General features: G+C 74.3%; 11 protein-coding genes. 5 read left to right on the top strand and 6 right to left on the bottom strand.

Annotated elements, in window-relative coordinates:
• Positions 1-122 precede the first annotated feature (122 nt).
• The 3 genes from BUE43_RS21345 to BUE43_RS21335 are packed head-to-tail and all read left to right on the top strand — an operon-like array spanning position 123 to position 2,477.
• The gene (locus BUE43_RS21345; RefSeq protein WP_407697136.1) at positions 123-875 is read left to right on the top strand and encodes a GntR family transcriptional regulator; all 753 of its coding nucleotides are present in this window, start codon (positions 123-125) and stop codon (positions 873-875) included.
• Positions 872-2,173 carry a PTS transporter subunit EIIC gene (locus BUE43_RS21340; protein WP_073485882.1) on the top strand — a complete coding sequence of 434 codons (1,302 nt, stop codon included), beginning with the start codon at positions 872-874 and terminating at the stop codon, positions 2,171-2,173. Before BUE43_RS21345 ends, BUE43_RS21340 begins: the two co-directional genes overlap by 4 nt.
• 34 nt (positions 2,174-2,207) lie before the next feature.
• Complete coding sequence (locus BUE43_RS21335; protein WP_073485880.1) at positions 2,208-2,477, top strand: HPr family phosphocarrier protein; 270 nt, start codon at positions 2,208-2,210, stop codon at positions 2,475-2,477.
• Between the two features lie 139 nt (positions 2,478-2,616).
• Here the strand turns inward: BUE43_RS21335 and BUE43_RS21330 are convergent, their stop codons facing one another.
• The 6 genes from BUE43_RS21330 to BUE43_RS21305 form a co-directional block, all read right to left on the bottom strand.
• Positions 2,617-3,471 carry a shikimate dehydrogenase gene (locus BUE43_RS21330; protein ID WP_073485878.1) on the bottom strand — a complete coding sequence of 285 codons (855 nt, stop codon included), beginning with the start codon at positions 3,469-3,471 and terminating at the stop codon, positions 2,617-2,619.
• A gap of 128 nt (positions 3,472-3,599) precedes the next feature.
• Positions 3,600-4,808 carry an endolytic transglycosylase MltG gene (locus BUE43_RS21325; RefSeq protein WP_073485876.1) on the bottom strand — a complete coding sequence of 403 codons (1,209 nt, stop codon included), beginning with the start codon at positions 4,806-4,808 and terminating at the stop codon, positions 3,600-3,602.
• Entirely contained in the window at positions 4,805-5,290 is a 486-nt protein-coding gene (gene ruvX, locus BUE43_RS21320) for a Holliday junction resolvase RuvX (RefSeq protein WP_073485873.1), read from the bottom strand. The genes BUE43_RS21325 and ruvX overlap by 4 nt, the downstream gene beginning before the upstream one ends.
• Positions 5,287-7,962, bottom strand: a complete 2,676-nt coding sequence (gene alaS, locus BUE43_RS21315) for an alanine--tRNA ligase (protein ID WP_073485871.1) — start codon at positions 7,960-7,962, stop codon at positions 5,287-5,289. Before alaS ends, ruvX begins: the two co-directional genes overlap by 4 nt.
• A 141-nt stretch (positions 7,963-8,103) precedes the next feature.
• Complete coding sequence (locus tag BUE43_RS21310) at positions 8,104-8,469, bottom strand: hypothetical protein (protein ID WP_073485869.1); 366 nt, start codon at positions 8,467-8,469, stop codon at positions 8,104-8,106.
• Complete coding sequence (locus tag BUE43_RS21305) at positions 8,466-8,876, bottom strand: DUF948 domain-containing protein (RefSeq protein WP_073485867.1); 411 nt, start codon at positions 8,874-8,876, stop codon at positions 8,466-8,468. The genes BUE43_RS21310 and BUE43_RS21305 overlap by 4 nt, the downstream gene beginning before the upstream one ends.
• 272 nt (positions 8,877-9,148) lie before the next feature.
• On the opposite strand from BUE43_RS21305, the gene BUE43_RS21300 reads away from it, so the two are divergent.
• Together BUE43_RS21300 and BUE43_RS21295 are read left to right on the top strand one after the other, a co-directional pair.
• On the top strand, positions 9,149-10,858 hold the full coding sequence (locus tag BUE43_RS21300) for a pyridoxal phosphate-dependent decarboxylase family protein (RefSeq protein WP_200797613.1): 1,710 nt from the start codon (positions 9,149-9,151) through the stop codon (positions 10,856-10,858).
• Positions 10,855-12,636, top strand: coding sequence for an IucA/IucC family protein (locus BUE43_RS21295; protein WP_073485864.1), 1,782 nt, complete (start codon positions 10,855-10,857; stop codon positions 12,634-12,636). Before BUE43_RS21300 ends, BUE43_RS21295 begins: the two co-directional genes overlap by 4 nt.
• The last annotated feature ends 4 nt before the right edge of the window (positions 12,637-12,640 follow it).

Raw genomic sequence — 12,640 nt, 5'->3', positions numbered from 1 at the left:
CACCGCCCCACCCGACCAGGACCAGATCCACGCAGGCCAGCGGCACAGGGAGGTGCGCCGTGCCCGACCAGGCACGCCCGGCGACGGGGTCCCCGGACTCCGTTCGTCCCACCGCCCGCCGACTGCTGGACGGCCCCACCCCCAAGCACGCCCAGCTCCGCGAGATCCTGCGCCGGCTCGCCGAGGAGGAGCTGCCCCCCGGCTCACCGGTCCCCTCCGAACGCGAGCTCGCCATCCGGTACGGAGTGTCGCGGCTCACCGTGCGTGAGGCCATCGGCCAGCTGGTCGCCGACGGCCTGCTGACGAGGGTCCGGGGCAAGGGCACCTTCACCGCGCGCCCCCGGGTCGACGCCCAGCTCTACCTGGAGTCGTTCACCGAGGATATGCGGCAGCGCGGGATGGAGCCCGGCACCGCCGTGCTGCTCGCCGAGGAGCGGGTACCGCCCCCGGACACCGCCGCGGCGCTCGCGCTCCCCGTCGGGCACCGCGCGTACCGGCTGGAGCGCCTGCGCACGGCCGACGGCACCCCGATCTCGGTGGAGCGGGGCTGGTACTCGCCGCCGCGGGTACCCGACCTGCTGAGCCACGACCTGACCGGCTCGCTCTACACCCTGTTGGCCCGGGAGTACGGCGTCGTGCTCGACAACGGCCGGCAGACGGTGTGGGCCGAGACCGCCGACCCGGCGACCGCGCGACTGCTCGACGTGCGCCCCGGCTGCCCGCTGCTCGCCTTCCGGCGGGTGGCCAGCGCCCACGGCGAGCCCGTCGAGGACATGACGTCCTGGTACCGGGGCGATCTCTACCAGGTGACCATGCACCTGGACCGGAACGTCCCGGGTTCCGGTCCCCACCCCGCCAAGGGAGGTTCCCGATGAGCGCGAGCGCCAATCCGGCGGGAGCACGTGACATCAAGGGCCTTGCCGTCCTCCAACGGCTCGGCCGAAGCCTGATGCTGCCGATCGCCGCGTTGCCCGCGGCCGGCCTGCTGCTCCGCCTCGGTCAGGACGACCTGCTCGGCCGCTTCGAGGTGTTGCGGCGGCTCAAGGTCGCCGAGATCGTCGGCGGCGCGGGCGGCGTGCTGTTCGACTACCTGCCGCTGCTGTTCGCGGTCGGTGTCGCGATCGGCTTCGCCCGCAAGTCCGACGGCTCGACGGCGTTGGCCGCCGTCGTCGGCTACCTGGTGCTGAGCCGGGTCGTCATGATCTTCGACCCGCAGCCGGTTCCCGGCAAGCCCGGCGCGACCGCGATCCCCGACGCGGTCGGCGTCATGCCGCAGAAGTGGCCCTTCGGCGTGCTGACCGGCCTGATCGCCGGCCTCGTCGCCGCGCAGCTCTGGCAGCGGTACCACCGCGTGAAGCTGCCGCCGTACCTGGCGTTCTTCGGCGGCCGCCGGTTCGTGCCGATCATCACCGCCGCGACCATGGTCGTGCTGGGCGTCGTGCTCGGCCTGCTGTTCCCGCTGTTCGACTCGGGCATCACCGCCATCGGCGAGGCGATCACCGGCAGCGCCGTGATCGGCGGCGCCGCCTACGGCGTGATCAACCGGCTGCTGCTGCCGTTCGGCCTGCACCACATCATCAACACCTTCGTGTGGTTCGTCTTCGGCGAGTTCGGCGGCGAGAAGGGCGACATCAACCGGTTCATCAAGGCCCACGACCCGGACGCCGGCGCCTTCCAGACCGGCTTCTTCCCGATCTTCATGTTCGCCCTGCCCGCCGCCGCCCTGGCGATCTGGCAGTGCGCGCGGCCGCGGCAGAAGAAGGTCGTCGGCGGCATCATGCTCTCCGCCGCGCTGACCTCGTTCCTCACCGGCGTGACCGAGCCGCTGGAGTTCTCGTTCATGTTCGTGGCGTGGCCGCTGTACTTCATCCACGCCTTCCTGACCGGCACCTCGCACGCGCTGATGAACGCGCTGGACGTCCACACCGGCTTCACGTTCTCCGCCGGCGCGATCGACTACGTGCTGAACTGGGGCATCTCGAAGAACTCCTGGCTGGTCATCCCGATCGGGCTCGGCTACGCGCTCATCTACTACGTCGTGTTCCGGTTCGTCATCACGAAGTGGAACTTGCGCACGCCGGGCCGCGAGGAGGACACGACCGCGACCGACGCGGAGACCACCGGCGAGACGACCGCCCAGACCACTCGGACGACCCGGGCCACCAGGGCCTGAGCGTCATCACCCGACCGTAGGAGAGAGGAACACCATGCCGGAACGACGGGTCGTCGTCGCCAGCAAGGTCGGCCTGCACGCCCGGCCCGCCGCGATGCTGGCCAGGACCGCCGCCGAGCAGTCGGTCAAGGTCACCATCCGCAAGGAGGGCGGCCAGCCGGTGGAGGCGGCCAGCGTCCTGGGGCTGATGACGCTGGGCGCGATGCACGGCGACGAGGTCGTGCTCACCGCCGAGGGCGAGGGCGCCGAGACCGCGCTGGAGGCGGTCGCCGCGCTCATCGCGACCGACCTCGACGCGAGCTGAACAGGCGACTCCACCGAGAACCCGGCTCCGGCCGGGTCACGGGGTCCCACCGTCCGAGCCCCCGACCGGACGGTGGGACCCCGTTCTTCGTCGGGACCACCGGCCGAGGCTCGGACGGCAGGCGCCGCGTCAGTCGAGCTCAGTCGAGCGGGAGCGGCAGCACGTCGCCGGTCGCGGAGCGCAGTGCGTCCCGCATCGCCGCCCTCGGCGCGCTCCGGCCCGTGAACTGCTCGACCTGGCCGAACGCCTGGTGCAACAACATGTCCAGCCCGGTGGCCAGGCGGCCGCCACGGGCCGCCACCGCCGTGGCCAGCGGCGTCGGCCACGGGTGGTAGACCACGTCCAACACGCACGGCGCGGCGGCGAGCCGCGCGGCCTCGGCGTCGGCGACGCCGGCCGGCACGGTGCTGACCGCGACGTCGGCCCGCGCGGCGAGCTCGCCGAGGTCGACGTCGGCCCAGCGCAGCGCCTCCGCGCGCAGCCCGAGGCGCTCCGCGCAGGCCAGCGCGTCGCCGGCCCTGGCGGGGTCGCGCACGACGAGCCGCACGTCGGCCACGCCCAGCTCGGCGAGCCCGGCCAGGGCCGCCAACGCGGTGCCGCCCGCGCCCAGCAGGAGGGCGGAGCCGCCGGGTTCGCCCTGGTAGCCGCCGGCCGCGCGCAACGCGCCCACCACTCCGTCGATGTCCGTGCAGTCCGCCCGCCAGCCGCCGTCGGGCAGCCGGACCAGGGTGTTCGCGGCGGCCACGACGACCGCGCGCTCGGTCGCCTCGTCGGCCGAGGCCAGGGCGACGCGCTTGCCAGGCATGGTGACGGAGAGCCCGACCCACTCGGGGCCGAGGGAGGCCAGCAGCGAGGGCAGCCGCGCGTCGTCGCACTCGACCCGGTCGTAGCCCCAGTCGTCCAAACCCAGGGCCGCGTAGGCCGCGCGGTGCAGCACTGGGGACAGGGAGTGCTCGATCGGCGATCCGAGGACCGCCGCCCGCCGAGACGTCACATTCCCACCCTATACCGGCCAGAAACGCGCCCGGGAGCGCTCGGGGAATTCACGGGAACAGCGGGGAGAACGCCCGGCCGCGTTCCCGGCGGCTTTCCCGTCATCGACGCCGGGAACGCGGGCGGGGCTCAGAACACCCCGTTCGCCCGGGCCTTCCGCTCGTTCTCCTGCTGCTCGGGGTAGGTCACGGCGAAGCAGGTGGTGCCGTCCTTCTCGCACGCCACGAAGTAGAACCACTTGCCGGGCTCCGGCTTGGTGGCCGCCTCGATCGCCTGCTTGCTGGGCGCGGAGATCGGGGTCGGCGGCAGGCCCCTCGACTCGTACGTGTTGTACGGGCTCTGCTGGCGCCGGGCATTGTCGTCGGTCGCGATGTGCTGCTTGAACAGCAGGTAGTTCACGGTCGAGTCGAATTCCAGCTTGTGGTTCTCGGCGAGCCGGTTGTAGATGACCCTGCCGACCTTGCCGAAGTCCTTGGTGAGGGCCTCGCGCTCCACCAACGACGCCATCACCAACACCTCGTACGGGCTGAACCCGCTGTCGGCGGTGCTGTCCGGCAGCCCGGCGGCCTGCAACCGCAGCGACGAGATCTTCAGCACCTCGCGCAGCAGCTCCTCCGCGTCGGAGCCGGGCTTGACGTCGTAGTTGCCGGGGACGACCAGGCCCTCCAGCCGGCGCTTCGGCTCCGCCTTGGCCACGCTCGGCAGCGCCCAACCCGGCACCCCCAGCGACGCCGGGTCCGCCTGCTCGGCGGCCGCCCTGAGCTGGTCGACCGGGACGCAGGTCTCCTTGCCGTTCAGGGTGGCGCAGCTCGCCTTGGAGATCTTGGTGAGGATGCCCTCGTAGATCTTGCCGGCGTTGTCGGTCGTGTCGTCGAGCTGCTGGCCGCCCCGGACCTCGAAGGCGCCGACCCGCGCCTTCGGGTCGACCAGGCGGGTCACGGCGGCCTCGCCGGACATCTTCGTCTTCAGCACGTAGTAACCGGCCTGGACACCGCTGGCCTTGGCGTTCTTCTCCGCGGCCTTGGTGAACGCCTTCACGCTGCCCACCACGCCCTGCTGGGTCAGTCGGTTGCCGATCTTGGCCAGCAGGTCGCCGTTCTCGACCCGGACCACGACGTCCTGCTCGCCCGCGCCCTCGAAGTCCTCGTACCCGCCGAAGCCGCCGAACAGCGACATCGCGTACCAGCCGCCGCCGGCGATGATCAGCAGACCGGCGACGGCGACCGCGATGGTGGTGATCCGCCGCCGCTTGCCGCGGCCGCGCGCCGCCGGGTCCTCGGCGCTCCCGGCGCCGGCGTCGTCCGTGGTGTCGGCGAACAGTCCGAGGTCGTCGGTCACGAGCCGCCCTTCCGCGCGTCCAACCAGGACTGCAGGATCTCCACCGCGGCGGCCTGGTCGACGACCGCCCGCTGCCGCCGGCCCCGCACCCCGCGGTCGCTGAGCATCCGGGTGGCGGACACCGTGGTGAGCCGCTCGTCGGCCAGGCGCACGGGCACCGGGGCCACCCGGGCGGCGAGGGCGTCGGCGTAGCCGACCGCGGCCTCGGCCGCCGGGCCGTGGCGACCGGCGAGCGTCCTGGGCAGGCCCACCACCACCTCGACCACCTCGTGCTCGGCCACGAGCGCGGCCAGCGCGTCCAGGTCGGCGCCCGCCGCCTCGTCCCTGGCCAGGGTAACCAGCGGGCTGGCGAGCAGCGGGGCGGGATCGCTCAGCGCCACCCCGACGCGCACCGCCCCGACGTCCACGCCGAGCCGCCGGCCCCGCCCGGGGTCGTCCGCCCCCGGGCGGTCGGGCTGACGGCCCGGCGACGGGCGACTCACGCCCCTGCCGTCCCCTCAAGGGCGGCGCGCAGGGCGACGATGGCGCCCGGCACGCCCGCGGGGTTGGTGCCGCCGCCCTGGGCCATGTCCGGCTTGCCACCGCCCCGGCCGCCGACCTCGGCGGCGAAGCTGGGCACGAGCTTGCCGGCGGCCAGCCCGGCCTCGCGCGCCGCCGGGGTGGTGGCCACGACGAAGTTCACCTTGCCGGCGGCCGGGTCGGCCGAGAAGAGCGCGACCACGCCGGGCCGGCCGCCCAGCCGGTTGCGCACCTCGGTGGCCACCTGGCGCAGGTCGTTGCCGCCGACGCCGTCCGGCAGGGCGGTGGCGACCAGCGCGGTGCCGCGCACGTCCTCGGCGGCGTCGGCGAGCCCGCCCACGTTCGACAGCAGCTGGGCGGCGCGCAGCCGCTCCAGCTCCTTCTCCGCCGCGCGCAGCCGCTCGACCAGGCTCTCGATCCGGCCGGGCAGCTCCTCGTTGGGCACCTTGAGCATGCCGGCGATGTTCTGCACCAGCGCCCGCTCCCTGGCCAGGTGGCGGAACGCCTCGATGCCGACGTAGGCCTCCAGGCGGCGCACGCCCGAGCCCACCGACGACTCGCCGAGCAGCATCACCGGGCCGATCTGCGAGGAGTGGTCGACGTGCGTGCCACCGCACAGCTCCCGCGACCACGGGCCGCCGATCTCGACCACCCGCACGGTCTCGTCGTAGGTCTCGCCGAACAGCGCCAGCGCGCCCATCCGCTGGGCCTCGGGCAGCGAGGCGTGCACGACCCGCACCGGCAGGTCACGCCGCACCGCGAGGTTGGACACCTCCTCGATCTCGCTGCGGGTCTCGGCCGACAGCGCGGAGGTCCACGCGAAGTCCAGCCGCAGGTAGCCCGGCTTGTTGTAGGAGCCGCTCTGCAGCGCCGACGGGCCGAGCACCTCGCGCAGGGCCGCGTGCACGACGTGCGTGCCGGAGTGCGCCTGCCGCGCGCCCACCCGCCACTCGGGGTCGACCTGGGCGATCACGTGCTGGCCCTCGGCGATCTCGCCGCTGCGCACCCGCACCTGGTGCACCCACAGCTTGCGGGCCACCTTCTGGACGTCGAGCACCTCCAGCTCGGCGTTCGGCGAGGTGATCGTGCCGGCGTCGCTCTCCTGGCCGCCGGACTCCGCGTAGAGCGGGGTGCGGTCGAGCACCAGCTCGACGATCTCGCCCTCGCCGGCGGAGCGGATGCGCTGGCCCTCGCGGACCAGGCCGCGCACCGTCGCCTCGCTGGCCAGCTCCTGGTAGCCGGTGAACTCGGTGGCGCCCTGCTCCAGCAGCTCGCGGTAGACGGTCCGGTCGCCGTGGCCGGTCTTGCGGGCCGCCGCGTCGGCCTTGGCCCTGGCCCGCTGCTCGGCCATGAGCTTGCGGAAGCCGTCCTCGTCGACGGCCAGCCCCTGCTCGGCCGCCATCTCCAGGGTGAGGTCGATGGGGAAGCCGTAGGTGTCGTGGAGCTGGAACGCCTTGTCGCCGGTCAGCAGGCTGCGCCCGGCCGACTTGGTCTCGGCCACCGCGACGTCGAAGATCCTGGTGCCGGTGCTCAGGGTCTGGAGGAAGGTGTTCTCCTCGGCGGTGACCACCCGGTGGATGCGCTCGAAGTCGGTCGCCAGCTCGGGGTAGGCCGGCCCCATCGCGTCCCGCACGACCTCGGCGAACGTGCCGAGGACCGGCTCGCTGGTGCCGAGCAGCCTGGCCGAGCGCACGATGCGGCGCAGCAGCCGGCGCAGCACGTAGCCGCGCGCCTCGTTGCCCGGGGTGACGCCGTCGCCGACGAGCATGACGCCGCTGCGGGCGTGGTCGGCGATGACCCGGAACCGGACGTCGTCCTCCGGGTTGACGCCGTACCGGCGGCCGGTCAGCTCCTCGGCCCTGGCGATCACCGGGCGGACCAGGTCGGTCTCGTAGACGTTGTCCACGCCCTGGAGCAGGTAGGCAACCCGCTCCATGCCCATGCCGGTGTCGATGTTCTTGGTCGGCAGCTCGCCGATCGGCGGGTGGCCCTTCTTGGGGCTGAGCTCGCCGCGCTCGTCCTGCATGAAGACGAGGTTCCAGATCTCCAGGTACCGGTCCTCGTCGACGACGGGGCCGCCGTCCCTGCCGTACTCCGGGCCGCGGTCGTAGTAGATCTCCGAGCACGGGCCGCCGGGGCCGGGCACGCCCATGTCCCAGTAGTTGTCGTCGCCGCCGCGGCGCTGGATGCGCTCCTCGGGCAGGCCGGCGATCTTCTTCCAGAGCGCGATGGCCTCGTCGTCGTCCTGGTAGACGGTGACCCAGATGCGGTCGGGCGAGAAGCCGTAGCCGCCCTCGTCCTGGCTCTTGGTCACCAGCTCCCAGGCCAGCTCGATGGCGCCTTCCTTGAAGTAGTCGCCGAACGAGAAGTTGCCGGCCATCTGGAAGAACGTGTTGTGCCGTGTGGTGAGGCCGACATTCTCGATGTCGCCGGTGCGCACGCACTTCTGGATGCTGGTCGCGCGCTTGTACGGCGGCGGCGCCTCACCGAGGAAGTACGGCTTGAACTGGACCATCCCGGCGTTGACGAACAGCAGGTTCGGGTCGTCCAGGATGAGCGAGGCGCTCGGCACGACGGTGTGGCCGTTGCGCTCGAAGTGCTCAAGGAAGCGCTTGCGGATCTCGTGGGTCTGCACGGTGGTGTTCCTCGCGGTGGGCTGCGTCGACGGTACCTCTGCGGCCGACGGCAGCGGTGGCTGTGGCGGGCGGGTGACGGCGGGAGGCGGCGGCGCTCAGGCGTGGGCGGAGCCCACGTCGGCGCTGCGGGTGGGCTGGGATCAGCCTCCCGCCCGGCGCGCTCGCGCGCCGGGCGACCGGCGGGCCGACGAGCGGCGCGCGGTCGTGTCCTGCCCGAGGTCGCTGCCCGCCCACGGCAGGGCGGCGGGCGGGGTCCAGCCGCCCGAGCCGCCCTCCAGGGCGCCGGTGCGGCGCTCCACGACGTGGTGCAGCTCCCGCTCCCGCTCCGTCATGCCGGCGCGCACCTCGGCGCCGAAGGAGCCGACCGCGCCGGCCAGCTCGCGGAGCGCGTCCGAGACGTTGGCCGCGATACCGGCCGGGGTGGCCTGGCGCGCGGTCTCGGTGGCCTTCCTGGTGGCCACCACGCCCGCGACCGCGCCGAGGGCGAACCAGAACAGCCGGCTCACTTGCGACCTCCCCGACCACGACGGGTCCGGCCGGCGCCGGTGTCGGCGCCCGACTTCCTGGCGCGCCGGGCGCGCACGGCCTTGCTCACGCCGTAGGACAGCGCGGCGGCCTTGACCAGCGGTCCGCCGAGGGTGGCGGTGAACAGCGAGGTCAGCGCGGAGACGTTGCCGGTGACGGCCCGGGCGTTCGCCGTGATGCCGTCGACCCGCTCCAACTGGGTGTTCACGTGGGTCAACGTGGTGTTGGCCTCGGTGAACAACGGGGTGCTGTTCTCGTGCGCCTTGCGGATGGCGATGGTCGCCTCGTCGAGGGTACGGCCCAGCTTGATCAGCGGGATCGCCAGCAGCAGCACCAGCAGCACGAAGGCGCCCGCTGCGATGAGCGCCGCGATCTGCCCTGGCGACACGTGCCCTCCTGAGTTTCGCGGGACGGCCGGCGGCACGCCCGCCGGTCCGTCGGTGTCCGTTGCATTGTCGCGTGCTCACGCAACCGACCTCGGCCGCCTGACGCCACGCCGGCCGACGCGAGGCGTCCGGCCGTGATCGCGGGTCAGGCTACCGCGCCGCCCTGAACGCGTGACGTACGCCCGCCCCACGCGTTTCCCCCTTGACAGCTGTCACGAGAGTCACTGAGGTAAGCCTTACCTAACTACTCCGTTCCGCCCCCAGCGGAGGTGCAGTGATTCCCACCGCCCAGGCCCCATCCCGCTCCGCCGCCTGGTTCGCCCCCGACCTGCTGGCCGGCTCCCCCGAGGGCCTGCTCGCGACCTCCACCGCGTTCGCCTCGGCCGTGGGCGCCGCGCTCGCCGCGTCCCGGCCGGCCGGCCCGCTGCCCACCGGCGCCCCGGCCGACGTGCTCCGCTCCGCCGCCGAGGCGCTGGGCCCCCCGGCGCTGCCCAGGACCGGCATCGGCCAGGAGGCCGCGCTGCACCGGCTGGCCAGGGTGCTCGTCGGCCACGGCGTCGACCTCGCCCACCCGCTGGCCGCCGCCCACCTGCAACCGCCGCCGCTCACGGTCGCGGTGGCCGCCGACGCCCTGGCCAGCGCCGGCAACGCCTCGTTGGACACCTACGACTCCGGGCCGGCCACGCTGGCCGTGGAGCGCTGGGTGGTCGCCGCGCTGGCCGGGCTGGCCGGGCTCGGCGAACGGGCCGACGGGGTGCTGACCCCCGGCGGCTCCCTGTCCAACCTGCTCGCCCTGCTGCTCGCCAGGGACGCCGCCGCCACTCGGCTGGGCCTGGACGTGCGGCGGCACGGGGTGGCGGCGCTGCCCCGACCGGTGGTGCTCTGCTCGGAGCTGGCGCACTTCTCGGTGCACCGGGCCTGCGCGGCGCTGGGCCTCGGCGAGTCCGCCGTCCGGCCGGTCCCGGTCGACGGCCGGGGCCGGATGCGGCCCGAGGTGGTGCGGGCGCTGCTGCACCGGCTGGACGGCAAGCACACCCCGCTCGCGGTCGTGGCCACGGCGGGCACCACGGACTTCGGCGCGGTCGACCCGCTCCCCCAGCTCGCCGAGGTGGCCGCCGAGCACGGCGTCTGGCTGCACGTCGACGCCGCCTACGGCTTCGGGGCCCTGTTCTCCGAGCGGCTGGCCGACCGGCTGGCCGGGCTGGAGCTCGCCGACTCGGTCACGGTCGACCTGCACAAACTGGGCTGGCAGCCGGCGGCGGCCAGCGTGCTCCTGACCGCCGACACGACCGCGTTCGCCGCGTTGGACCGCGAGGTCGCCTACCTCAACCCGGCCGACGACGCCGCCGCCGGCTACGACGGCCTGCTCGGCCGCAGCCTGCAGACCACCCGGCGGCCGGACGCGGTGAAGGTCGCGGCGACCCTGCTGGCGCACGGCAGGCACGGGCTGGGGCGGATGGTGGACGCGTGCCACGCCCTCGCCCTGCACGCGCAGCGCCGGATCAGCGCGGAGCCGGAGCTGGAGCTGGTCGCCCCTGCCGAGCTGACCACCGTCGTGTTCCGCTACCGCGCCACCTCCCCGGACGGCCACGACGCGGCGCTGGACGACGAGGTCAACGGCGCGCTGCGCCGGCTGCTGGCCGAGAGCGGGCGGGCGCTGGTCGGCCGGACGACGGTGCGCCCCGCCGGTCCCGACTCACCGCGACGGGTCTGCCTGAAGTTCACCCTGCTGAACCCGACCGCGACCGCCGAGGACGTGGACGCCCTGGTGGACGCGGTGCTGGAGGCGGCGCGCGCCTGCCGGGCCGAGCGCGTCCCCGGGGCTCCCGCCGAGCCGGAGGTCATGGCGGAGGCCGCGTCGGCCCACGCGACCGACACCTCCCTGACAGACAGTGATCCGAAGAACAGCGACCTCACGAACAGCGACCCGGCGGACGCCGACCTGACGAGCAGCGACCTGACGAACGAGGAGGGGGCGGCGTGAGCGTGCTCGCCCGGACGAGTGACCCACTGCACGAGCTGTCGCCGAGGGAGGCCGCCGAGCACGCCCACCTGGAGGCGCTGCTGCGGTGCTGGCTGCGCGAGACCGACACGCCGGCGCCGCCGGGCCCGCTGCGGATCGAGCTGCCGACCGTCGGGCGCGCGGTGCTGACGGAGGTGCTGCACAGCTCGCCGACCGGCTGGCACCGGTTCGGGCCGGTCTCCTGCGAGCACCCCGGCGACCACCGGCGGCGGGGGCCAGCTCCCGCCGACCCGGTGATGGTCGCGACCTTCCTGGCGACCGAGGCCGGTGCCCGGGGAGGAGGGATCGACACCGCCGAGATCACCGACCTGGTCGCGCGGGTCGCGGACTCGGTGCGCCAGGTCACCGCGTTCCTCACGCACCGCGCGGCCCACCCGGTCCCCTCCGGGGAGGTGGACGGGTTCCTGGAGGCCGAGCAGGCGCTGGTGCTCGGCCACCTGCACCACCCGGCGCCGAAGAGCCGCGACGACGTCTCCGCGCTGGAGTCCGCCGGCTTCTCCCCGGAGACGCGCGCCGCGTTCCCGCTCTTCTGGTTCGCCGCCGACCCCTCGGTCGTGTCGCACGACGCGGTGCCGGGCTCCCCGTCGCTGGGCGGCCGGGACTGCGTCGCGTTGCTGGCGGAGCTGGCCGGGCTGCCGGCCGACGGCCGGGTGCTCGTGCCCGCGCACCCGTGGCAGGCGCGGGACCTGCTCACCCGGCCCCGGATCGCGGCGCTGGTGGCGGCGGGCCTGCTGGAGCCGCTCGGGCCGGCGGGACCGCCGTGGTGGGCGACGTCCAGCCTGCGCACGGTCTACCGGCCAGACGCCCCGGTGATGCTGAAGCTGTCGCTGGGCCTGCGGATCACCAACTCGCGGCGGGAGTCGACCCGCACCGAGCTGCGGCGGGGGCTGGAGATCCACCGGTTGCTCGACGCGGGCTACGCCGCGGCGACCGAGCGGGCGCACCCGGGCTTCTCGATCGTGCGCGACCCGGCGTGGCTGGCGGTGGACGAACCGGGCCGGCCGGAGGGGCCGGCGGTGACCGGGCTGGACGTGGCGGTGCGGGAGGTTCCGGACGGGGTCGCCGACCTGCGGTGCCTCGCCGGCCTGGTGGCGCCCCGGCCGGGCATCGGCCGCAGCCGGCTCGGCCAGCTCGTCACCGGGATGGGCAGCGGTGGCGCCGCGCGGTGGATGGCCGACTACACCGACCGCGTGCTCGTGCCCATGCTGCACCTCCACGCGGCGACCGGGATCGGACTGGAGGCGCACCAGCAGAACACGCTGGTCCGGCTGGGGCCGGACGGGGCCGTGCTCGGCGGGGCGTTCCGCGACAACCAGGGCTACTACCTGGCCGAGTCGCACCTGCCCCGGGTGCTGGGCGTGCTGGCCGACCGGCACGGGGAGTCCGCCGCGTCCACCCTGGCGGTCGTCCCCGACGCGCTCGTCGACGAGCGGCTGTCCTACTACCTGCTGCGCAACCAGGTGTTGGCGGTCGTGGGCTGCCTCGGCGTGGACGGGGTCGCCGACGAGCGCGAGCTGCTCGCCGTGCTGGCCGGGCGGCTGCGGGCGGCGCTGCCCGCGCTGGCGGCGGCCGGGCCGGACGGCGACCGCCTCGCGCGCCGCTGGCTGACGGCCGAGACCCTGCCGTGCAAGGCGAACCTGCTCACCCGGCTGCGCGGCATCGACGAGGTCCTCGCGCCGCTGGACGCCCAGTCGGTGTACCTCGACACGCCCAACCCGCTCCTGGCGGCCGCGTCGTGACCCG

Origin of the sequence: Streptoalloteichus hindustanus, assembly GCF_900129375.1 — a bacterium.
GTDB classification, from domain to species: Bacteria; Actinomycetota; Actinomycetes; order Mycobacteriales; family Pseudonocardiaceae; genus Streptoalloteichus; species Streptoalloteichus hindustanus.
Note: the sequence above shows the minus strand (reverse complement) of the source record. Positions and strands in the feature narration are given on the sequence as shown.